General features: G+C 61.6%; 21 protein-coding genes. 15 read left to right on the top strand and 6 right to left on the bottom strand.

The features are described from left to right. Positions 1-47 precede the first annotated feature (47 nt). Complete coding sequence (locus V3W27_RS17690) at positions 48-746, bottom strand: DNA-3-methyladenine glycosylase (protein WP_330207159.1); 699 nt, start codon at positions 744-746, stop codon at positions 48-50. 177 nt (positions 747-923) lie between these two features. Between V3W27_RS17690 and V3W27_RS17685 the strand changes: the two genes are divergently transcribed. From V3W27_RS17685 to V3W27_RS17625, 13 genes are all read left to right on the top strand, one after another. Beyond that, complete coding sequence (locus tag V3W27_RS17685) at positions 924-2,195, top strand: glutamate-5-semialdehyde dehydrogenase (protein WP_330207158.1); 1,272 nt, start codon at positions 924-926, stop codon at positions 2,193-2,195. Continuing rightward, entirely contained in the window at positions 2,164-2,886 is a 723-nt protein-coding gene (gene nadD / locus V3W27_RS17680; protein ID WP_049827899.1) for a nicotinate-nucleotide adenylyltransferase, read from the top strand. Before V3W27_RS17685 ends, nadD begins: the two co-directional genes overlap by 32 nt. A 72-nt stretch (positions 2,887-2,958) precedes the next feature. After that, the gene (gene rsfS / locus V3W27_RS17675) at positions 2,959-3,453 is read left to right on the top strand and encodes a ribosome silencing factor (protein ID WP_007960601.1); all 495 of its coding nucleotides are present in this window, start codon (positions 2,959-2,961) and stop codon (positions 3,451-3,453) included. A gap of 9 nt (positions 3,454-3,462) precedes the next feature. Next, on the top strand, positions 3,463-3,930 hold the full coding sequence (rlmH, locus tag V3W27_RS17670; protein ID WP_003185785.1) for a 23S rRNA (pseudouridine(1915)-N(3))-methyltransferase RlmH: 468 nt from the start codon (positions 3,463-3,465) through the stop codon (positions 3,928-3,930). Positions 3,931-3,940: 10 nt separating this feature from the next. Beyond that, complete coding sequence (gene mrdA, locus V3W27_RS17665) at positions 3,941-5,836, top strand: penicillin-binding protein 2 (RefSeq protein WP_027612897.1); 1,896 nt, start codon at positions 3,941-3,943, stop codon at positions 5,834-5,836. Positions 5,837-5,867: 31 nt separating this feature from the next. Next, positions 5,868-6,971 (top strand): rod shape-determining protein RodA, encoded by a 1,104-nt coding sequence (gene rodA / locus V3W27_RS17660; protein ID WP_047296919.1) that lies wholly within the window; start codon positions 5,868-5,870, stop codon positions 6,969-6,971. 17 nt (positions 6,972-6,988) lie between these two features. Continuing rightward, positions 6,989-7,999 (top strand): lytic murein transglycosylase B, encoded by a 1,011-nt coding sequence (mltB, locus tag V3W27_RS17655; protein WP_007960589.1) that lies wholly within the window; start codon positions 6,989-6,991, stop codon positions 7,997-7,999. Continuing rightward, positions 7,999-9,009: a septal ring lytic transglycosylase RlpA family protein gene (locus V3W27_RS17650; RefSeq protein ID WP_007960588.1), complete on the top strand. Its 1,011-nt coding sequence runs from the start codon at positions 7,999-8,001 to the stop codon at positions 9,007-9,009. Before mltB ends, V3W27_RS17650 begins: the two co-directional genes overlap by 1 nt. A 187-nt stretch (positions 9,010-9,196) precedes the next feature. After that, positions 9,197-10,354: a D-alanyl-D-alanine carboxypeptidase family protein gene (locus V3W27_RS17645; protein WP_003228546.1), complete on the top strand. Its 1,158-nt coding sequence runs from the start codon at positions 9,197-9,199 to the stop codon at positions 10,352-10,354. Positions 10,355-10,440: 86 nt separating this feature from the next. Then, positions 10,441-10,716 (top strand): DUF493 domain-containing protein, encoded by a 276-nt coding sequence (locus V3W27_RS17640; RefSeq protein ID WP_330207157.1) that lies wholly within the window; start codon positions 10,441-10,443, stop codon positions 10,714-10,716. After that, a complete protein-coding gene (gene lipB / locus V3W27_RS17635; protein WP_027612894.1) occupies positions 10,716-11,363 on the top strand; it encodes a lipoyl(octanoyl) transferase LipB in 648 nt (215 codons plus the stop codon). The genes V3W27_RS17640 and lipB overlap by 1 nt, the downstream gene beginning before the upstream one ends. Before the next feature lie 25 nt (positions 11,364-11,388). Continuing rightward, complete coding sequence (lipA, locus tag V3W27_RS17630; protein ID WP_160768663.1) at positions 11,389-12,387, top strand: lipoyl synthase; 999 nt, start codon at positions 11,389-11,391, stop codon at positions 12,385-12,387. Between the two features lie 126 nt (positions 12,388-12,513). After that, complete coding sequence (locus V3W27_RS17625; protein ID WP_115988818.1) at positions 12,514-13,464, top strand: S66 peptidase family protein; 951 nt, start codon at positions 12,514-12,516, stop codon at positions 13,462-13,464. A gap of 125 nt (positions 13,465-13,589) precedes the next feature. On the opposite strand, the gene V3W27_RS17620 is transcribed toward V3W27_RS17625, so the two are convergent. The 5 genes from V3W27_RS17620 to leuS all read right to left on the bottom strand — a co-directional run bounded on the left by V3W27_RS17620 (position 13,590) and on the right by leuS (position 19,715). Then, positions 13,590-14,912: a lytic murein transglycosylase gene (locus tag V3W27_RS17620; protein ID WP_247268890.1), complete on the bottom strand. Its 1,323-nt coding sequence runs from the start codon at positions 14,910-14,912 to the stop codon at positions 13,590-13,592. 61 nt (positions 14,913-14,973) lie between these two features. Beyond that, a complete protein-coding gene (gene arfA / locus V3W27_RS17615; protein ID WP_027612891.1) occupies positions 14,974-15,138 on the bottom strand; it encodes an alternative ribosome rescue factor ArfA in 165 nt (54 codons plus the stop codon). A 199-nt stretch (positions 15,139-15,337) separates the two neighbouring features. Further along, on the bottom strand, positions 15,338-16,375 hold the full coding sequence (gene holA, locus V3W27_RS17610; RefSeq protein ID WP_003228535.1) for a DNA polymerase III subunit delta: 1,038 nt from the start codon (positions 16,373-16,375) through the stop codon (positions 15,338-15,340). 39 nt (positions 16,376-16,414) lie between these two features. Beyond that, positions 16,415-17,020: an LPS-assembly lipoprotein LptE gene (locus V3W27_RS17605; protein WP_007960576.1), complete on the bottom strand. Its 606-nt coding sequence runs from the start codon at positions 17,018-17,020 to the stop codon at positions 16,415-16,417. An 88-nt stretch (positions 17,021-17,108) separates the two neighbouring features. After that, complete coding sequence (gene leuS / locus V3W27_RS17600) at positions 17,109-19,715, bottom strand: leucine--tRNA ligase (protein WP_330207156.1); 2,607 nt, start codon at positions 19,713-19,715, stop codon at positions 17,109-17,111. Positions 19,716-19,971: 256 nt separating this feature from the next. Here leuS and V3W27_RS17595 point away from each other — a divergent pair, with 256 nt between their 5' ends. Together V3W27_RS17595 and V3W27_RS17590 are read left to right on the top strand one after the other, a co-directional pair. After that, positions 19,972-20,295 carry a hypothetical protein gene (locus tag V3W27_RS17595; RefSeq protein ID WP_096796296.1) on the top strand — a complete coding sequence of 108 codons (324 nt, stop codon included), beginning with the start codon at positions 19,972-19,974 and terminating at the stop codon, positions 20,293-20,295. Between the two features lie 105 nt (positions 20,296-20,400). After that, positions 20,401-21,180: a YdcF family protein gene (locus V3W27_RS17590; RefSeq protein ID WP_330207155.1), complete on the top strand. Its 780-nt coding sequence runs from the start codon at positions 20,401-20,403 to the stop codon at positions 21,178-21,180. Positions 21,181-21,197: the final 17 nt, after the last annotated feature.

Raw genomic sequence — 21,197 nt, 5'->3', positions numbered from 1 at the left:
CAAGCCCGCTCCCACAAGGGCGCATTAGGTTCAAAACCTGTGTCACTTCAGGACAGCAAAAAATAATCGCGACCTTCGACCTGGCCCCGGCGCAGCGGGTTCCGCGTGCACCACTGGGCATACGCGGCGTCGACGAAACGGTACATCAGGTGTTCGTCGCGGCCATGGGGGATGCCCAGGCGGGTGGTCTGGATAATCTGGGTCGGTGCCGGCCCGGTGTCTTCCACCAGCATCAGCTCGTGATCGAAACGCTTGGCGTCCCACATCGGCACCTTCAGCCCGAGCGCCTTGCACAGCAGCGTCTGCCCGGCGCAAAGCTTTTGCGAAGGGCGCGGCCGGCCTTGGGCATCGGGGTTGTTCAGCAGCATCTGCGCCAGACTCGCCGGCCCGCTGACCCCATCGACCCACGGGTAGGCGGACTTGATCAGCACCGCGTTGCCTGGCCCCTGAGCACTGAAGTTCAGCGAATCGCCGCCCCTGGCGTAATACATATAGATGTGCCCGCCATCCAGAAACAAAGCCTTACGTTTTTCCGTGTAGCCGAGCGATGCATGACTGCCTTTTTCCGCGCAGTAATAGGCTTCGGTTTCGATGATCCGGGCGCTGAGCCACAGATCGCCGACCCGGTGGCGGATGACTTTGCCGAGCAGATCGCGGGCCAGCACTTGCGCGTCACGGTCGAAAAAAGCGTCCGGAAGGCCCAGAGGCAGGCGCTCGGCGGTGGCGCGAACGGTAGGGTTGGACATGGCAAACGGTGGTTATCCAGGCGAAGGAGGTCGTGATGATAACAATCCGCGGCTTAATTACGGCTGAACGTCGGCAATTTGCAGTCCATTTCGACCATCCGCCTGTCACCGCTGTTAGTCCCGGGACGCGACAGCTATAATCTGCCGCTTTCCTCTTTGCCAAGACCCCAGCAGACCATGACTGAGTCCGTTCTTGACTACATGACCCGATTGGGTCGCGCCGCCCGCGAAGCTTCCCGGGTCATCGGCCGTGCCAGCACCGCGCAGAAAAACCGCGCCCTGCAGGCTGCTGCCAATGCGCTGGACGCTGCTCGCGCCGAGCTGGCCGCAGCCAATGAACAGGATCTGGCCGCCGGTCGCGCCAACGGTCTGGAGCCGGCACTGCTGGAGCGTCTGGAACTGACCCCGGCGCGCATCGACGGCATGATCGTCGGCCTGCGTCAGGTGGCGGCACTGCCGGATCCGGTCGGTGCGATCCGTGACATGAGCTTCCGCCCGTCCGGGATTCAAGTCGGCAAGATGCGCGTGCCGCTGGGCGTGATCGGGATCATCTACGAATCCCGGCCCAACGTGACCATTGACGCCGCCAGCCTGTGCCTGAAGTCCGGTAACGCGACCATCCTGCGCGGTGGCTCCGAGGCGATTCATTCCAACCGCGCGATTGCCGCGTGCATCCAGCGCGGTCTGGCCGAGGCTGAATTGCCGGCAGCCGTGGTGCAAGTGGTCGAAACCACCGACCGCGCCGCCGTCGGCGCGATGATCAGCATGCCCGAGTACGTCGACGTGATCGTGCCGCGCGGTGGCCGTGGCCTGATCGAACGTATCAGCCGTGATGCCCGGGTGCCGGTGATCAAGCACCTGGACGGTATCTGCCACGTATTTGTCAGCGAGCACGCCGATCTGGCCAAAGCCCAGCGCATCGCCTTCAATGCCAAGACTTACCGTTATGGCATCTGCGGCGCGATGGAGACCTTGCTCGTCGATCAAAGTGTTGCGAAGGATTTCCTGCCGTCGATGGCTGCCCAGTTCCACGAGAAAGGCGTCGAGCTGCGTGGCTGCGAACGCACCCGCGCGATCATCGACGCGGTGGCGGCCAGCGAAGACGACTGGAGCACCGAGTATCTGGCGCCGATCCTGTCGATCCGCGTGGTCGACGGACTGGATCAGGCCATCGAACACATCAACCATTACGGCTCGCATCACACCGACTCGATCGTCAGCGAAAACCTCGCCGACACCCGGCGTTTCGTCGCGGAAGTCGACTCGGCGTCGGTGATGATCAACACCCCGACCTGCTTCGCCGATGGATTCGAATACGGATTGGGTGCCGAGATCGGCATTTCTACTGATAAGCTGCACGCCCGCGGCCCGGTGGGCCTCGAAGGACTGACCTGCGAGAAGTACATCGTGGTCGGTGATGGCCAGTTGCGCGGCCAGGCGACGGTCTGACTTGACCGACCTCGACTTGACAGCGCCGCTGCCTGACGGCGAACTCCGACCCCGGCGCATCGGCGTACTGGGCGGCACGTTCGACCCGGTGCACATCGGCCATTTGCGTGGTGCGCTGGAAGTCGCCGAAGCGCTGCTGCTCGACGAGCTGCGCATGATGCCCAGCGCCCGGCCGCCGCACCGCGATACGCCGCAGGTGTCGGCGCAGGATCGGTTGGCAATGGTTGAATGCGCGGTGGCCGGAGTGCCGCCGCTGGTGGTGGACGCCCGCGAATTGCAGCGGGACAAGCCGTCTTACACCATTGATACCCTGGAGTTGATGCGTGCCGAAATGGCCGCCGAGACCCAGGTTTTTCTGCTTTTGGGCTGGGACGCATTTTGCGGCCTGCCCACTTGGCATCGCTGGGAAGAGTTGCTCCAGCATTGCCACATCCTGGTGCTACAGCGCCCGGACGCCGACAGCGAACCGCCGGATGCCTTGCGCAACCTGCTGGCAGCGCGTTCGGTGAGCGACCCGCTGGCCCTGAAAGGGCCGAGCGGACAGATTGCATTCGTCTGGCAGACACCGCTCGCGGTTTCCGCCACCCAGATCCGTCAACTGCTGGCCAGCGGTAAGTCGGTACGTTTCCTGGTGCCCGACGCGGTCCTGGCCTACATCGATGCGCACGGTCTGTACCGTGCGTCGAACTGAACAAGGCGTGCTTCACTGATACGAATCCACGTATCGCCAAGCCGCCGAATATACGAGCAAAACGAGTTTTATATGACTGACAAAGACGTAAGCAAAGTTAAGCGCAAAGGCACGTTCAAGAGCGCACCGCTGCCGGAAGTCGCCAACACCAACGAGCCGCTCAAGGGCGACGAGCTGGTCAAGGTTGCCGTGGCAGCCCTGGAAGACGTCAAGGCACAAGACATCCAGATCATCGATGTTCGCGACAAGCAGAGCATCACCGACTACATGATCATCGCCACCGGTACGTCCAATCGCCAGATCAACGCGATGCTGGACAAGGTCCGTGAAGAAGTCAAAAAGCAGGGCGCCAAGCCGCTGGGCGAAGAAGGCAAGGGCGACAGCGACTGGGTGCTGCTCGACCTCGACCTGGTGATCGTGCACATGATGACTGCCTCGGCGCGTCAGTTCTACGACCTGGAGCGCCTGTGGGCCGGTGCCGAGCAAAGCCGTGCGGCAGACGCCAAGCACCACAGCCCGGAAAACACCCACGAGCATTTCACCAAGCTCAACAAAGACCAGCTGTAAGGGATTGCTGTGCGACTGCGACTGATCGCCGTCGGTTCACGCATGCCCAAGTGGGTGGAAGAAGGCTGGCATGAATATGCCAAGCGTCTTCCGTCCGAGCTGGCGCTGGAACTGGTGGAAATTCCGCTCAATACCCGTGGCAAGAACGCCGACGTGGCCCGTTTCATCCGCCAGGAAGGCGAAGCCATGCTGGCCAAGGTCGGGCCGAACGAGCGGATCGTCACGCTGGAAGTCCACGGCAAGCCCTGGAGCACCGAGCAACTGGCGGTCGAACTCGACCGTTGGCGGCTGGATTCGCGCACGGTCAATTTCATGGTCGGTGGCCCCGAAGGGCTGGCGCCGGAAGTCTGCGCCCGCGCCGATCAGCGCTGGTCGTTGTCGCCGCTGACCTTGCCGCACCCGCTGGTGCGGATCCTGATCGGCGAACAGCTGTACCGTGCCTGGACCGTGCTGTCCGGTCACCCTTACCACAAGTAGTCCTGCCCTCATGTCTCAGCCGATCCGCATCAAGGACCACGAAAAGGACGCCCGCCTGGTGCGCAGCCGCGTCGTGTTCGGGGCCATTGCGGTCATGCTGTTGATCTGCGTGCTGATTGCGCGGCTGTACTACTTGCAGGTGATCCAGTACGAGTACCACTCGACACTCTCGGAAAACAACCGCGTCCACGTGCAGCCGATTCCGCCGACGCGCGGCTTGATCTTCGACCGCAACGGCGTGGTGGTGGCGGACAACCGTCCGAGCTTCAGCCTGAGCATGACCCGCGAGCGTTCCGGCGACTGGCAGCAAGTGCTCGACGTGATCGTCGAAGTGCTGCAACTGACGCCCGAGGACCGGGTGATCTTCGAGAAACGCATGCGTCAGGGGCGTCGGCCATTCGAGCCGGTGCCGATCCTTTTCGAACTGACCGAAGAGCAGATCGCCCGGATCGCGGTTAACCAGTTCCGCCTGCCTGGGGTGGAAGTGGTCGCGCAACTGGTGCGCCACTACCCGCAGGGCGCGCATTTTGCGCACTCGGTGGGTTACATGGGGCGCATCAACGAGAAAGAGCTGAAGACCCTCGACCCGGTCAACTACAGCGGCACCCACCACATCGGCAAGACCGGCATCGAGCGTTTCTACGAGCCGGAACTGCACGGCCAGGTGGGTTACGAGGAAGTCGAAACCAACGCTCGGGGCCGCGTATTGCGCGTGCTCAAGCGTACCGATCCGATTCCCGGCAAGGACATCGTCCTGAGCCTGGACATCAAACTGCAGGAAGCGGCCGAAGCTGCGCTGGGCGGGCGTCGTGGCGCGGTGGTGGCGCTCGATCCGAAGACTGGCGAAGTGCTGGCGATGGTCAGCCAACCGAGTTTCGACCCGAACCTGTTCGTCACCGGCATCAGCTTCAAGGCCTATGCCGAACTGCGCGATTCCATCGACCGGCCGCTGTTCAACCGCGTGCTGCGCGGTCTGTACCCCCCGGGTTCGACGATCAAGCCGGCGGTGGCGATTGCCGGTCTCGATTCTGGCGTAGTGACGGCGTCGAGCCGGGTGTTCGACCCCGGTTACTACATGCTGCCCAACTACGATCATAAGTACCGCAACTGGAACCGCACCGGTGACGGCTTCGTCGATCTCGACACGGCGATCATGCGTTCCAACGACACCTACTTCTATGACCTGGCGCACAAGCTGGGCATCGATCGGTTGTCGGCCTACATGAACAAGTTCGGCATCGGCCAGAAGGTCTCGCTGGACATGTTCGAAGAATCCCCCGGCCTGATGCCATCCCGCGAGTGGAAACGCGCGACGCGCAAGCAGGCGTGGTTCCCGGGTGAAACCCTGATTCTGGGGATTGGCCAGGGTTATATGCAGTCCACACCGTTGCAACTGGCGCAGGCCACGGCGCTGGTCGCCAACAAAGGCATCTGGAACCGGCCGCACCTGGCCAAGACCATTGAGGGCGCCAAACCGGTAGACGAGAACCCGATGCCGGACATCGTCCTGCGCGATCCGTCGGACTGGACCAAGGTCAACCACGGCATGCAGCAGGTGATGCACGGCGCCCGGGGTACTGCGCGCAAGGCAGCAATCGGTGCGCAATACCGCATCGCCGGCAAGTCCGGTACCGCTCAGGTCGTCGCGATCAAACAAGGTGAAAAATACGACCGCTCCAAGGTTCAGGAACGCCACCGCGACCACGCCTTGTTCGTTGGTTTCGCCCCGGCCGACAACCCGAAAATCGTGGTTTCGGTGATGGTCGAGAACGGTGAGTCCGGCTCCGGGGTCGCCGCGCCAGTGGTGCGTCAGGTGATGGACGCCTGGCTTCTGGACCAGGATGGTCGATTGAAGGCCGAATACGCCGGTCCTATCAGTGCGGAGGCTACGGCCCGTGATGAATAATTTTGATCGCATGCTCTCCAGCGAGGATGTGATGCGTCGCCGGGCGACGCTGCTGCAACGTCTGCATATCGATGGCCCGCTGTTGATCCTGCTGCTGATCCTCGCCGCAGGCAGTCTGTTCGTGCTGTATTCGGCCAGTGGCAAGAGCTGGGATCTGCTGGGCAAACAAGCCACGTCGTTCGGCATCGGCCTGGTGTCGATGATTGTCATCGCCCAGTTCGAACCGCGGTTCATGGCGCGTTGGGTGCCGCTCGGTTACGTGGTCGGCGTGGTGCTGCTGATGGTGGTGGACATCATGGGCCACAACGCCATGGGCGCAACTCGCTGGATCAACATCCCCGGGGTGATCCGCTTCCAGCCCTCGGAGTTCATGAAGATTCTGATGCCGGCGACGATTGCCTGGTATCTGTCCAAACGCACGCTACCGCCGCAACTCAAGCATGTCGGCATCAGCCTGATGCTGATCGGCGTGCCGTTCATTCTGATCGTGCGCCAGCCTGACCTTGGTACGTCGCTGCTGATTCTGGCCGGCGGCGCGTTCGTGCTGTTCATGGGCGGACTGCGCTGGCGCTGGATCCTCAGCGTGCTGGCCGCCGCCGTACCGGTGGCGATCGCCATGTGGTTCTTCATCATGCACGACTACCAGAAGCAGCGGATCCTCACGTTCCTCGACCCGGAAAGCGATCCGCTCGGCACCGGCTGGAACATCATCCAGTCGAAAGCCGCGATCGGTTCCGGGGGCGTGTTCGGCAAGGGCTGGCTGCTGGGCACCCAGTCGCACCTGGACTTTTTGCCGGAAAGCCACACCGACTTCATCATTGCCGTACTGGGCGAGGAGTTCGGTCTGGTGGGCATCTGCGCGCTGCTGCTGATCTATCTGCTGCTGATCGGTCGCGGCCTGGTGATTACCGCCCAGGCGCAGACGCTGTTCGGCAAATTGCTCGCCGGCGCGCTGACCATGACGTTTTTTGTTTATGTTTTCGTCAACATCGGTATGGTCAGTGGCCTGTTGCCGGTGGTGGGGGTGCCGTTGCCCTTCATTAGCTACGGAGGAACTTCGCTGGTGACACTGCTGTCAGCGTTTGGGGTTTTGATGTCGATTCATACGCATCGCAAGTGGATCGCACAGGTTTGAATAAGGTGAAGAGTTCAATGCAAGTCATGCGCAGCTGGGCGACTCGTTACGCGCCGTGGGTCGGCCTGGTCGGCATCCTTGGCAGCGCGCAGGAAGCGCTGGCCGGCGATTACGAAGGTTCACCGCAGGTGGCCGAATTCGTTGGCGAAATGACCCGCGACTACGGTTTTGCCGGTGAGCAACTGATGGCGGTGTTCCGCGAGGCGCAGCGCAAGCAGGCGATTCTCGACGCCATCTCCAAACCCGCCGAGCGGGTCAAACAGTGGAAAGAATATCGCCCGATGTTCATCACCGACGCGCGCATCGCCCGTGGTGTGGACTTCTGGCGCCAGCACGAGGCCGTACTGGCCCGTGCCGAGCAGGAATACGGCGTACCGGCACAAGTCATCGTGTCGATCATCGGCGTCGAGACCTTTTTCGGACGTAATACCGGCAATTACCGGGTGATTGATGCGTTGTCCACGCTCGGTTTCGACTATCCTCCCCGTGCCGAATTTTTCCGCAAGGAATTGCGTGAGTTCCTGCTGCTGGCCCGTGAAGAACAGGTCGATCCATTGACCCTCAAAGGCTCGTACGCCGGGGCTATGGGCCTGCCGCAATTCATGCCGAGCAGCTTTCGCGCCTATGCGGTGGATTTCGACGGTGACGGTCACATCAATATCTGGACCAATCCGGACGATGCGATCGGCAGCGTGGCCAGTTACTTCAAACGGCATGGCTGGGTCGCCGGGGAACCAGTGGTCAGTCGCGCCGATGTGCGCGGCGAGCAGGTCGATGAAGGCCTGACCACCGGCATCGAGCCGACGAAAACGGTCGGAGAGTTGCGGGCGCTGGGCTGGTCAAGTCATGATGCGCTGCGCGATGATATGCCGGTTACTGCATTTCGCCTCGAAGGCGACAACGGCCCTGAATACTGGATGGGCCTGAAGAATTTCTACGCGATCACGCGTTATAACCGCAGCGTGATGTACGCCATGGCCGTACATCAACTGTCTGAAGAGCTGGTAAAAGCACGGGGCGTCAAGTAATGCGGGCATTGCCTATCAATAAACCCCTGAAGCTGGTGGCATTCGCCGCGTTGGCGGTGCTGGTCGCCAGCTGTTCGACCAGCCGCGCGCCAACCCAGAAGACCTCGTCCACCGCCGTACGTGCGCAGCCGGGGCTGGACATCAACCGCGCGCACAAAGACGGCGCGCCTTGGTGGGATGTCGATGTTTCGCGGATCCCGGACGCCACGCCGACCCTGCACACCGGCCCCTACAAGGCCAACCCGTACACCGTGCTGGGCAAGACCTATTTCCCGTTGCAGGAATCCAAGACCTACGTCGCCTCGGGCACGGCGTCCTGGTACGGCACCAAGTTCCACGGGCAAAACACCGCCAACGGCGAAGTGTATGACCTGTACGGCATGAGTGCCGCTCACAAGACTCTGCCACTGCCAAGTTACGTTCGGGTGACCAACCTGGACAACAACAAGAGCGTGATCCTGCGGGTCAACGATCGCGGGCCGTTCTATTCGGACCGGATCATCGACTTGTCCTACGCGGCCGCGAAGAAGCTCGGTTATGCCGAAATCGGCACCGCGCGGGTCAAGGTCGAGGGCATCGATCCGCAGCAATGGTGGGCCGCCAAGGGCCGTCCGGCGCCGCTGATGCTCAACGAGCCGCAAGTCGCGCAGAATAGCGCCCCGGTGATCACGGCGTCGGCCGGTACCATCGAGCAGTGGACCCCGCCGCCGCAGCAACATGCCTCTGACACTGTCCCTGTACAGATCAGCGCAAAAAAAAACGCTTCTGCACCAGCGTCTGGCCAGTATCTGCAGGTGGGCGCGTTCGCCAACCCGGACGCTGCAGAACTCCTGAGGTCGAAGCTCAGCGGGATGGTGAGCGCTCCGGTGTTCATCAGCTCGATCGTGCGCAATCAGCAGACCCTGCACCGGGTACGCCTGGGGCCGATCGGTTCGCCGGGTGAGATCGCCCAGGTGCAGAACAGTGTGCGCCTGGCCAATCTCGGCTCGCCGAGCGTGGTCACCGAGTAAGAAACGTAGCACTTGATTGACGGTTCACTTGCGGTTTTGGGGGGTGGACCAGGTTGTTGGCTCGTCGAAGAACAAAAGCCCGGCAAGGGTGACTGGAGTGAGCAACTGAACACGCGATGGCCCGTTAGAAGGCTGTCTGAATAGTTTTGCCTTCGGGCAAGTTTCCATTAGCGATTTCGAGAGACGGATGAACATCACCACCTTTGCCAAACGCCTGTGTCTGCTAGTCCCGCTGCTCCTCTCGCCAGCCGCCTTCGCGGCCGAGATGATGCCGTCGCCACCTCAACTGGCTGCAAAAGCCTACGTGCTCATGGACGCCAGCAGCGGCAACGTGCTGGTGGAGAACAACGGTGACCAGCGTCTGCCGCCAGCCAGCCTGACCAAACTGATGACCGCGTACATCGCTACGCTGGAAATCCGCCGTGGCCAGATCGGTGAGAACGACCCGGTGACTGTCAGCGAAAACGCCTGGCGTACCGGCGGTTCGCGGATGTTCATCAAAGTCGGCTCGCAAGTGACCGTCAGCGACCTGCTGCACGGCATCATCATTCAGTCCGGCAACGACGCCAGCGTGGCGCTGTCCGAGCACATCGCCGGCAGCGAAGACGCGTTCGCCGACCTGATGAACAAGACGGTCGCCGATCTGGGCATGACCAACTCGCACTTCATGAACCCGACCGGTCTGCCGAACCCTGAGCACTACTCGTCGGCTCACGACATGGCGATCCTGGCCCGTGCGATCATCCACGAAGACCCGGCTCACTACGCGATCTACTCGCAGAAAGAGTTCTTCTGGAACGGCATCAAGCAGCCTAACCGCAACCTGCTGCTGTGGCGCGACAAGACCGTTGACGGTCTGAAAACCGGTCACACCGACGAAGCCGGCTACTGCATGGTGTCCTCGGCTGTACGTGATGGCCAGCGTCTGATCGCCGTGGTGTTCGGCACCAATAGCGAAGTGGCGCGTGCCGCTGAAACCCAGAAGCTGCTGACCTACGGTTTCCGTTTCTTCGAAACCCAGACCTTCTACCAGAAGGGCACCGAACTGGCTCAGGCCCCGGTGTGGAAAGGCACCACCAGTCAAGTCAAGGCCGGCCTGGCTGAAGACCTGACCATGACCCTGCCAAAAGGCCAGCTGAAAAAGCTCGCTGCCAGCATGACCATGAACCCGCAACTGACCGCGCCAATCGCCAAGGGCGACGTGATCGGTAAAGTCGAAGTGAAACTGGACGACAAGGTAGTGCACAGCGCTGACCTGATCGCTCTGGACGCTGTCGAGGAGGGTGGTATCTTCCGCCGCATGTGGGATAGCATCCGTCTATTCTTCTACGGCTTGTTCAACTGATTGAGTGTTGACCTGCATGGCCCCGTTCCTGTCCGGTTCGGGGCCATGTGCGTTACCACGGCTTACGCTTACGAGGCCGTTACGCCATGACCGATACCGAAGTAAAGGCGCCAAAGATCGAATTCCCCGCTAAGGACTACCCGATTAAAGTGATCGGTGAGACCGGGGTTGGGAACAAGGACAAGATTGTCGCAATCGTTGAGAAGCATGCGGAAATCAATCATCGCCTTGATGTCGAACGCCAAAGCACCAACGGCAAGTACACCACCATCCAGTTGCACATCGTCGCGACCGATCAGGATCAGCTGTACAACATCAACAGCGAACTGCGGGCGACCGGTTTCGTACACATGGTGTTGTGATGCCGGGCACGCTGGGCTTTCGCGAACTTGGCCAGATGGCTTACGAGCCGGTCTGGCATGCCATGCAACGTTTCACCAACGAACGCGGCAGCGATGCCGCCGACGAAATCTGGCTGGTCGAGCACCCTCCGGTGTTCACCCAAGGCCAGGCCGGCAAGGCCGAACACCTGTTGCTGCCGGGCGATATCCCGGTGGTACAGGTCGATCGCGGCGGGCAGGTGACTTATCATGGCCCGGGCCAATTGGTGGCTTACCTGTTGCTGGATGTGCGCAAGCTGGGTTTCGGCGTACGTGATCTGGTCACGCGCATGGAACAGTGCCTGATCGAACTGCTGGCCAGCTACGGCGTCACCGCCGCCGCCAAGCCAGATGCTCCCGGCGTCTACGTCGACGGAGCGAAAATCGCTTCTCTGGGTTTGCGGATTCGCCACGGTTGCTCCTTTCATGGCCTGGCCCTGAACGTGGATATGAACCTGGAGCCGTTTCGACGGATTAATCCCTGCGGCTATGCCGGGCTGGCGATGACCCAGCTGAGCGATCACGCAGGATCGATTGAATTTGCCGAGGTAAGTGCCCGGCTGCGCGCGCAGCTCGTCAAACACCTCGACTATGCTGAGCAGACGACCCTGACGGGCGGAATCGACTGATATGACTACTGATGCAGTGCAAACCATGATCCCGACGCTCGACGTGACCGAGCGCCCGGCCCCGCGTCCCAAGGTTGAAGCCGGCGTCAAGCTGCGCGGCGCCGAGAAGGTTGCACGCATCCCGGTAAAGATCATTCCGACCACCGAACTGCCGAAGAAACCCGACTGGATTCGCGTGCGCATCCCGGTTTCGCCGGAAGTCGACCGGATCAAGAGTCTGCTGCGCAAGCACAAGCTGCACAGCGTCTGCGAAGAAGCCTCCTGCCCGAACCTGGGCGAGTGCTTCTCCGGCGGCACCGCGACCTTCATGATCATGGGCGACATCTGCACCCGTCGTTGCCCGTTCTGCGACGTTGGCCACGGTCGTCCGAAACCACTGGACGTCAACGAGCCGGAGAGCCTGGCGATCGCCATTGCCGACCTCAAGCTCAAGTACGTGGTGATCACCTCGGTTGACCGCGACGACCTGCGTGACGGTGGTGCCCAGCACTTTGCTGACTGCATCCGCGAGATCCGCAAGCTGTCGCCGAACGTGCAGTTGGAAACCCTGGTCCCGGACTACCGTGGCCGCATGGACATCGCCCTGGAAATCACCGCTGCCGAGCCGCCGGATGTGTTCAATCACAACCTGGAAACCGTGCCGCGCCTGTACAAGGCTGCGCGTCCGGGTTCGGATTACCAGTGGTCGCTGACCCTGCTGCAACGCTTCAAGCAGATGATGCCGCACATTCCGACCAAATCCGGCCTGATGCTGGGTCTGGGCGAGACCGACGAAGAAGTCATCGAAGTCATGAAGCGCATGCGCGAACACGACATCGACATGCTGACCCTCGGCCAGTACCTGCAACCGTCGCGCAGCCACTTGCCGGTGCAGCGTTTCGTGCACCCGGACACCTTCGCCTGGTTCGCCGAGGAAGGTTACAAGATGGGCTTCAAGAACGTTGCTTCCGGCCCGCTGGTACGTTCCTCGTATCACGCCGACGAGCAGGCGAAACTGGTCAAGGCTGAACTGCTCGGTTCCTGATCCGGCGCTGATAGCCTCGAAAAATACCCGCCTCGGCGGGTATTTTTGTTTGGGCCTGCCGCGCACTCTTTTGTTTGTCTCTGTACCTGACTACTGTGTGTTCATGAATTCACAGGGAGACCATGGATGACCGTTCGACCGACCCACAGCCTTTTTCCGCATAAACCCGTACCGGCGCTGCCATCCGAAGGGCTGATCGGCGTGATCGCCCCTGCTGGCCCCGGTGCGCTGGACACGGAAAAGGCTGTGCAGTGGATGCGCGCCCGCGGGTATGCGCTGAAAGTGTTCCCCGGTGTCTACGAGAAGGACGGCTATCTGGCCGGCAGCGATGACGTGCGCCTCAACGACCTGCATGCCGCGTTCGCCGACCCTGAAGTCGACGCGATCATCTGCCTGCGCGGCGGCTACGGTACGCCGCGCCTGCTGGACCGGATCGATTACGATCTGCTCAGCCGCCACGCCAAGCCGTTTGTCGGCTACAGCGATATCACCGCGCTGCATCTGGCGATCAGCCGCTACGCCGGGTTCGTGACCTTCCATGGCCCGTTGCTCAATGCCGACCTGCTGGGCGACAAGGAGCCGCCGACTGTCACCTCATTCTTCGCCATGCTGCGCGGTCAGTTGAAGGCGGGGAGTGTGTTGAGCCATCCGGTGGCTTATCCCTTGACCACCGTCGAACCGGGCATTGCGCACGGGCGTTTGCTCGGCGGCAATCTGGCGATGATCGCCGCAACGCTGGGCACGCCGTATGAGATTGATGTCGAGGGCGTGATTCTGCTGATCGAGGACGTCAACGAGCCGCTGTACCGCATCGACCGTTTGCTCACGCAGATGCGTCTGGCTGGCAAGCTGGCCAGATTGCGCGGGGTGCTGGTGGGGGATGTCGCCGGGGTCGATGTCGAGGCGCTGAATCGCTTGCTCAAGCAGACGTTCGAGCCGTTACGGATTCCGGTGCTGTCGGGGTGGCGCAGCGGGCATTGTGATCCGAACCTGACGCTGCCGATGGGGGCGCTGGTGCGGCTGGATGCGGGGAAGAAGGAATTGATGCTGGAACAGGATGTAGTGATCAAACGCTAGGGTTTGATTGCCAGTGAGTCAGTCTTCGGGAGCAAGCCCCCTCCCACATTTGATTCGTGTCGTACACAGAACCAATGTGGGAGCGGGCTTGCTCGCGAAGGCGGCATCAGCCATACGGCTATCTTCTATTGAGTACGCAGGCTCTCAAGCAACTTATGCGTCGGATAACCATCCGCCGGCCAACCCAGCGCCTGCTGGGCACTGCGGATCGCCTTGCGGGTATTGGCGCCGATAATCCCATCCGCCGTTCCCGCATCGTAGTTACGCGCACTCAGCAGGGTCTGCAATTCGATACGTTCGGTACGGCTCAATGGCAGGTCGTCTTTCGGCCATGTGCCGTTGATCAGGCCTGCGCCATTGAAGCGCTCGGACAACAGGCTGACGGCCAGTGCATAGGACGACGAGTTGTTGTACTTGAGGATCGCCCGGAAATTATCGAGGATCAGGAACGCCGGACCACGGTAACCGGCCGGCAGCAGCAGGGCCGCGGACAGCTGTTCCGAACCGGCTGGGGCCTGACCGCCATTGGGCAGGATCACGCCGAGTTGACGCCATTCGGTGACGGTCTTGCGAATCGTGCCATCGGCGAGGGTGTAGTTGAAGCCGCTCGGCAGCTGCACTTCAAAGCCCCACGGCTGACCACGCTGCCAGCCGGAGCTTTGCAGGTAGTGCGCGGTGGAGGCCAGCGCATCGGCCGGGCTGCCCCAGATGTCGCGGCGGCCGTCACCGTCGAAGTCCACCGCGTGGGTGTTGTAGGTGGTCGGAATGAACTGGGTCTGGCCCATCGCACCGGCCCACGAGCCAAGCATCTTTTCTGGCGTGATGTCACCCTGCTGCAGGATCTGCAGCGCCGCGATCAGTTGTGCATGAGCAAATGCGGGGCGACGGCCTTCGTAGGCCAGGGTCGCCAGCGAGTTGATCACCGATTTGCTGCCCTGGAACTGACCGAAGTTGCTTTCCATGCCCCATACCGACACCAGTGCCTGGCGATCCACGCCATAACGCTGTTCGATGCTTTGCAGGATGTCGGCGTACTGACTGATCAGCGCCTGCCCCTTGCGCACTCGCAGCGGCGACAGGGCGCCATCGAGGTATTCCCATACCGGACGAGAGAACTCCGGCTGGCTGCGGTCGGCTTTGATCACACTGGCATCGAAGCTGACATTGGCAAACGCGCGGTCGAACAGATCGGCGCGGATCCCGGCTGCCAAGGCATCCTTGCGGAAACCCGCCTGCCATTCGGCAAAGGTCTGGGTTGGCTGTAAATCGAGAGGGTCAGCGGACGGCACTACCGGCGGGATGATTGCCGGGGCTGTTGCGACAGGGGCGGCTTGAAGGGGTTGCGCATCGGCGGCGGTAGGTTTTTCCGCGCAGGCGACAAGCAGAATGAAGCTGGAGGCAGCGATCAGTTGGCGAACGGGCCAACGACGGGAAAGACTGAAGGGCATGCACAGTTCCAGGGGATACGAATCAGGTGCAGACCTTAACATGACCAGGGGGTGCTGTGCTTCAGGCAGCCAGAAAGTAAGAAGCCTCCCAGCTATTAGACTGGAAGGCTTCGCGGCGGTAGCTGCCTTTACCCTTGGTTGGTCGTTCCTGGCGACTGCGGAACAGGGGTTGGGCGATGATGGATTTGGCCTTGTTCGGGCCATGTTTCGATGGCTTTTTGCTCATGAGGGTTCTCTCGGTAGGTGGGTGCTGCGGGGCGAATAATCTGCCGAAGCCGCGCGTCTGTCCAGCCTCTATTGCGTAGGAATATTCTGACGCCTTCGCGAGCAAGCCCGCTCCCACAGTCGACCGAGTTCTATCATGTGAATGCGATCGACTGTGGGAGCGGGCTTGCTCGCGAAAGGGCGTTATGCGGTTGAACGTCTTACTCGGCGGGCAGTGAAAGACGCTGGCCCGACATCAACAACGCCAACCGGCTCAGGCTCATCCACGGCGAACCGGCGGCCTGACCCTTGATCTGCGCATCGATGCGCTGGGCTTCGAGCAACAACTGCGCCCAGCGTTGCGCCGAGTAGCGTTGCAGGGCTTTGCTCATCAGCGGTTTGCGCTTGTCCCAGACTGGCGGTTTCGCCTGGCTGAAGCACTTGTCCAGCGGCGTGCCCTGGCTGTACTGCAGCGAGATATTGGCCAGCAGGCGCAACTCCCGCGCCAGTGCCCAGAGAATCACCGGTGGCTCGACGCCTTCACCGCGCAGGCCTTCAAGCATGCGCAAGGCGTGGGCCGGTTCGCCGTTGAGTACGGCGTCGGTCAGGCCAAACACGTCGAAGCGCGCACTGTCGGCCACCGCGGCCTGCACGGTTTCGACGGTGATCTGCCCACCTTCGGCCATCAACTTGAGCTTTTCGATTTCCTGCGCGGCGGCGAGCAGGTTGCCCTCGACGCGTGCAGCGATCAGTTCGACCGCGTCCTGGCTGGCCGACAAACCGGCTTGCGACAGACGCTGGCGAATCCAGCTCGGCAACTGGTTGGCATCCACCGGCCAGATCTGGATGAACTGGGTCTGCTGGCCTTCGACCAGGGCCTTGCCCCACTTGGTTTTCTGCGCACTGCCGTCGAGCTTGGGCAAGCTGATCAGCAGCACCGTGTCTTCAGCGGGGCGCGAGCAGTATTCGATCAGCGCGGCAGCGCCCTTGTCACCGGGCTTGCCCGAAGGCAGGCGCAGTTCCAGTAGGCGTTTTTCGGCGAACAGCGACATGCTGGCGCCGGCCTGCAACAAGGTCCCCCAATCGAAATTGGCGTCGGCGGCGAACACCTGGCGTTCGTCGAAACCTTGCTGGCGGGCAGCACTGCGAATGGCGTCGGCGGCTTCCTGGCACAACAGCGGGTCATCGCCGCTGATGATATAGACGGGCGCGAGCGCACCTTGCAGGTGTTTGCCGAGTTGAGCGGGAGCGAGCTTCATAAGAGAGGGCGAACGGGGCGCCTGAGCGCCCCGTACGTCTTACTGCTGCGGCAGTTCGAGCGGCGACTGACGCGGGGTTTCCGCTTCAGCTTTCTGTGCCGCCTTCAGCGCGTCGGCTTCAGCCCGGGCACGGTCGTTGGCCGCTTGCTGCAATTGCTGCAGTTGACCCGGCGTCAGCTGTTGCAGGCGCAGCATCATGCGCTGAACCAGTTCGCGACGGGTTTCGCGACGGGCGTCGTTGGCTTCCTGATCGGAGCCGACGAGGTTGTTGCCGTCGTGGATGAACACTTTCTGCACTTCAAGCTTGTCGCTCAGCAGGTTCAGATTGTGTTCGCCTACGATGTCGTAGTTCAGCACGGTGGTCACTTGGTACTCACCCGTACGACCGGCACCGGCGTAGCTGAGGATACGCTGGTTTTCCTGTTCGTCAGCCAGATACAGCTTGTACGGTGCACCGCTGTAGACCTTGACGCCGCTGGACTCGAGCACCTGACGCAGCTGGGTGACGGTCTCGCCATAAGCGTTACGGGCGCTCAGATCGAGCTCCTTGATCGACAGTTCGTTGGTGCCGGTGCCACGCAGCTGGAAACCGCAGGCGCTCAGCAGAACGGCGAGGCCCATCACCAGCAGATTGCGTTTGATCATTGTGTTGCTCCCCTTGAAACCATGTGGGCCGACCCTGCGGCCCGAAAGGTTTTACAGTGCGTCAGGCGAACCTGACGCCCAATCCAATTTAGCTGGCGACGATGTTAACCAGTTTCCCTGGTACAACGATCACTTTGCGAATGGTCAGACCGTCGACGAAACGCAGCACGTTTTCGTTGGCGCGGGCCGCCGCTTCAACTTCTTCGCGGGTAGCGCTGGCCGGCATTTCGATCTGGCCACGCAGCTTGCCGTTCACTTGAATGACCAGTTGCAGGCTGTCCTGCACCAGTGCGCTTTCATCGACCGCAGGCCAGCCGGCATCGATCACCGGGTCAGCGTGGCCCAGTTGATTCCACAGCTCATGGCTGATGTGCGGCGTGATTGGAGCCAGCAGCAACGTCACGGCTTCCAGACCTTCGTGAATCAGCGCGCGGTCCTGTTCGGAGCCTTGCGCGGCTTTTTCCAGCACGTTCATCAGCGTCATCACCTGAGCGATGGCGGTGTTGAATTTGTGGTTCTGGCCGACGTCATGGCTGGCCTGTTTGATGGCCAGGTGGATGGCGCGGCGCACAGCTTTCTGCTCGTCGTTCAGGCCGGCGATGTCCAGCTTGCCCGGCAGGCCCTGGGTCACATGGGCCTGCGCCAGACGCCAGACGCGCTTGAGGAAACGGTGCGAGCCTTCAACGCCGGAGTCCGACCATTCGGCGCTCATGTCCGGCGGCGAAGCGAACATCATGAACAGGCGGCAGGTGTCGGCGCCAAACTGATCGATCATCGACTGTGGGTCGACGCCGTTGTTCTTCGACTTGGCCATTTTCTCGGTGCCACCGATTTCCACCGGCAAGCCGTCGGATTTCAGTTTGGCGCTGATGACCTTGGCCTTGCTGTCACGCTCCAGTTCCACGTCCGCCGGGTTGAACCAGGTGTAGGCACCATTGGCTTCGCGGCGATAGTAAGTTTCGGCGATCACCATGCCCTGGGTCAGCAGGTTCTTGAACGGCTCGTTGGAGCTGACCAGACCTTCGTCACGCATCAGCTTGTGGAAGAAACGCGCGTACAGCAGGTGAAGAATGGCGTGTTCGATACCGCCGATGTACTGATCCACCGGCAACCAGTGGTCGGCCGCGGATTTTTCCACCAAGCCACCTTCGAAGTGCGGCGAGGCGTAACGGGCGTAGTACCACGAGGACTCGACGAAGGTGTCCATGGTGTCGGTTTCACGCTTGGCAGGCTGGCCGCATTTCGGGCAGCTGCACTCGTAGAATTCCGGCATGCGCGCCAGCGGCGAACCGGCGCCGTCCGGCACCACGTCTTCCGGCAGTACCACCGGCAACTGGTCTTCCGGCACCGGCACGTCACCGCAGGTGGCGCAGTGGATGATCGGGATCGGACAGCCCCAGTAGCGCTGACGGCTGATGCCCCAGTCGCGCAGGCGGAACTGGGTACGCGAGGAGCCGAGGTTTTTCTTGATCAGGGCGACTTCCATGGCGTCGAAGGCGCCGGTGAAGTCCAGGCCGTCGAACTCGCCGGAGTTGATCAGCGTGCCGTGCTCGCCGTAGGCGTCTTGCCACGGAGCCGGGTTGGTGTCGCCGGAGCTGGTGCGCACCACCGATTTGACCGGCAGGTTGTACTTGTGGGCGAATTCGAAATCGCGCTCGTCGTGCGCCGGAACCGCCATCACCGCGCCGTCGCCGTAGTGCATCAGCACGTAGTTGGCGACCCATACCGGAAGTTTTTCACCGGTCAGCGGGTGCTCGACGAACAGGCCGGTCGGCAGGCCTTTCTTCTCTTGAGTGGCGACGTCGGCTTCAGCCACGCTGCCGCCCTTGCATTCGGCGATGAACGCTTGCAGCTCAGGATTGTTCTGCGCGGCCTGGGTGGCCAGCGGGTGTTCGGCAGCCACGGCAACGTAGGTCGCGCCCATCAGGGTGTCCGGACGGGTGGTGAAGACCTTGAGGGTGCCTGCTTCGCCGATCGAGTCGACGTTGTACGGGAACTGTACTTCCATGCCGCGGGATTTGCCGATCCAGTTGCGCTGCATGGTCTTGACCTGTTCCGGCCAGCCAGTCAGTTCGTCGAGGCTCTCCAGCAGCTCATCCGCATAAGCGGTGATCTTGAAGTAGTACATCGGGATTTCGCGCTTTTCGATCAGCGCGCCGGAGCGCCAGCCGCGCCCGTCGATCACTTGTTCGTTGGCCAGCACGGTCTGGTCGACCGGGTCCCAGTTCACGGTGCCGTTCTTGCGGTAGATCACGCCTTTTTCGAACAGGCGGGTGAACAGCCATTGTTCCCAGCGGTAGTAATCCGGCTTGCAGGTGGTCACTTCACGGGACCAGTCCACCGCGAGGCCCAGGCTGCGCAGCTGGGACTTCATATAGGCGATGTTTTCGTAGGTCCACTTGGCGGGTGCCACGTTGTTCTTCATCGCGGCGTTTTCCGCCGGCATGCCGAAGGCGTCCCAACCCATCGGTTGCAGAACGTTCTTGCCTTGCATGCGCTGGTAGCGGGAGATCACGTCGCCGATGGTGTAGTTGCGCACGTGCCCCATGTGTAGCTTGCCGCTGGGGTAAGGGAACATCGACAGGCAGTAGTAGGTTTCCTTGCCTGGCTGTTCACTGACTTCAAAGGACTTTTGCTCGTCCCAGAACGACTGGGCGGCGGCTTCGATTTCACGGGGCTGATATTGTTCGTGCATGGCTACTTTTGTACTGGATAGGGGTGGCCTAATCCTCTTCAACGCGCCCTCCGGGGGATGCTCCGGACAGGCTGGAAGTGGAATGACAGGAAGCGCCGTAGCATACATGACCGCGCTTGGCCTAGGGAAACCCTGATTACAGCTGTCTGGCCCCGGAAAACCGTGGCGAGGGCCGTTGGTCGCGGCGTTCAGCCGGTTTGTGCAGCGAAGCTAAGCTCTTATTGGGGAGTGAGTCTTATCTTCAATGAGGTGAGGGATGGTGGAGCAACGGCAGAAAAACGTGACGAAACCCGAGTTGTATGAACGGTTGATGGATCGTCTGGGCATGGCGCTCGACGCTGCAAAAACCGCTGGCCGGCTGCGCGATGAGCGCCCCGTGGAACTGGAATTGCGTGGCTTGAGCCCCGCCGAGTTCAAACTGGTCAAGGCCTATCTGGATCGCAGTGAGCGTGAATCGCATGGATACCTGTCGCAGGCAGTGAAACAGCTCGATGCAGCACATTCAGCCAAGGTCATCTGGCTCAAGGACAAGGCGCCCGGCAGAGACACCGTAAAGGTTCGTTCTGTGCAGGCCAAGTAATCGCATGGCAGGTCAAGTAACGGATCTTTTCCAACAGGATCCTACCTATCGGTTGTAACGTTTCATTAACACTCTTAGGCTTCGGGCATCTCTGGAGATGCCCCGATGCCTTTTCGTTACTTCATCAAACAACTGCTCTTGCCGCCCGGCATTCTTTTGCTGCTGTTGCTGGTCGCCTGGTGGCTGCGCCGCTCCCGGCCACGGCTGGCCGGCCTGTGTTTTGCTCTTGGCCTGGGTGGTTTCTGGCTGATGAGCCTGCCGGTGGTGGTGCAATGGGGCGCCAAAGCGCTGGAGCGTGAGCCGCCGCTGCCCCGTGAGTCGTGGTCGATATTGGCGCAGCGCGCCGATGCCATCGTGGTGCTGGGTTCCGGGCGCGAGCGCGGCGATCTGGCCTGGGGCGAGGACCAGCCAACCGGCGTGGGGCTGGAGCGTCAGCGCTATGCGGCGCGACTGGCCAAGGCCTCCGGGCTGCCGATTCTGACCAGCGGTGGCCTGCATTACGGCACGCCGCCGACCGAGGCGAAGCTGATGGCCGATTCGTTGCGCGATGATTTCGGCGTGACCACGCGCTGGCAGGAAGGCGAGAGCCGTACCACCTGGGAAAACGCCAAATTCAGCGCCGACATCTTGTTGCCCCAAGGCATCAAGCGCGTCGTGGTGGTCACGCAGGCCTGGCACATGCCGCGCGCCGTGTGGTGTTTCCAGCAGGCAGGATTCGAAGTGGTGCCGGCGCCCGTCGGGTTTCTCGGAACCGATAATGCGCGCCCGTTTGGTGGCTGGCTGCCGGAGTTCAAGTCGATCTGGCAGAGCGGGCAGTTGCTGAATGAGGCGGTGGGGCAGGTGGGGTATTCGCTGTTTTACCGGGGTGATGCCAACCCTGATTGATTGGGTGCTACTGATGT

This window comes from Pseudomonas sp. AM14(2022) (assembly GCF_036346455.1).
Lineage (GTDB): Bacteria > Pseudomonadota > Gammaproteobacteria > Pseudomonadales > Pseudomonadaceae > Aquipseudomonas > Aquipseudomonas putida_A.
This window is presented reverse-complemented; position numbering and strand designations above follow the sequence as displayed.

Excerpts from the sequence above, each read along its gene's own strand:
- V3W27_RS17590 (WP_330207155.1), top strand. The coding sequence starts at position 20,401 with ATGCCTTTTCGTTACTTCATCAAACAACTGCTCTTGCCGCCCGGCATT.
- V3W27_RS17625 (WP_115988818.1), top strand. The coding sequence starts at position 12,514 with ATGACCGTTCGACCGACCCACAGCCTTTTTCCGCATAAACCCGTACCG.
- V3W27_RS17595 (WP_096796296.1), top strand. The coding sequence starts at position 19,972 with ATGGTGGAGCAACGGCAGAAAAACGTGACGAAACCCGAGTTGTATGAA.
- rsfS (WP_007960601.1), top strand. The coding sequence starts at position 2,959 with ATGACTGACAAAGACGTAAGCAAAGTTAAGCGCAAAGGCACGTTCAAG.
- nadD (WP_049827899.1), top strand. The coding sequence starts at position 2,164 with ATGGCCAGTTGCGCGGCCAGGCGACGGTCTGACTTGACCGACCTCGAC.
- rodA (WP_047296919.1), top strand. The coding sequence starts at position 5,868 with ATGCGTCGCCGGGCGACGCTGCTGCAACGTCTGCATATCGATGGCCCG.
- leuS (WP_330207156.1), bottom strand. The coding sequence starts at position 19,715 with ATGCACGAACAATATCAGCCCCGTGAAATCGAAGCCGCCGCCCAGTCG.
- V3W27_RS17645 (WP_003228546.1), top strand. The coding sequence starts at position 9,197 with ATGAACATCACCACCTTTGCCAAACGCCTGTGTCTGCTAGTCCCGCTG.
- V3W27_RS17620 (WP_247268890.1), bottom strand. The coding sequence starts at position 14,912 with ATGCCCTTCAGTCTTTCCCGTCGTTGGCCCGTTCGCCAACTGATCGCT.
- mrdA (WP_027612897.1), top strand. The coding sequence starts at position 3,941 with ATGTCTCAGCCGATCCGCATCAAGGACCACGAAAAGGACGCCCGCCTG.
- arfA (WP_027612891.1), bottom strand. The coding sequence starts at position 15,138 with ATGAGCAAAAAGCCATCGAAACATGGCCCGAACAAGGCCAAATCCATC.
- V3W27_RS17690 (WP_330207159.1), bottom strand. The coding sequence starts at position 746 with ATGTCCAACCCTACCGTTCGCGCCACCGCCGAGCGCCTGCCTCTGGGC.
- lipA (WP_160768663.1), top strand. The coding sequence starts at position 11,389 with ATGATCCCGACGCTCGACGTGACCGAGCGCCCGGCCCCGCGTCCCAAG.
- V3W27_RS17640 (WP_330207157.1), top strand. The coding sequence starts at position 10,441 with ATGACCGATACCGAAGTAAAGGCGCCAAAGATCGAATTCCCCGCTAAG.
- holA (WP_003228535.1), bottom strand. The coding sequence starts at position 16,375 with ATGAAGCTCGCTCCCGCTCAACTCGGCAAACACCTGCAAGGTGCGCTC.
- lipB (WP_027612894.1), top strand. The coding sequence starts at position 10,716 with ATGCCGGGCACGCTGGGCTTTCGCGAACTTGGCCAGATGGCTTACGAG.
- V3W27_RS17605 (WP_007960576.1), bottom strand. The coding sequence starts at position 17,020 with ATGATCAAACGCAATCTGCTGGTGATGGGCCTCGCCGTTCTGCTGAGC.
- mltB (WP_007960589.1), top strand. The coding sequence starts at position 6,989 with ATGCAAGTCATGCGCAGCTGGGCGACTCGTTACGCGCCGTGGGTCGGC.
- V3W27_RS17650 (WP_007960588.1), top strand. The coding sequence starts at position 7,999 with ATGCGGGCATTGCCTATCAATAAACCCCTGAAGCTGGTGGCATTCGCC.
- V3W27_RS17685 (WP_330207158.1), top strand. The coding sequence starts at position 924 with ATGACTGAGTCCGTTCTTGACTACATGACCCGATTGGGTCGCGCCGCC.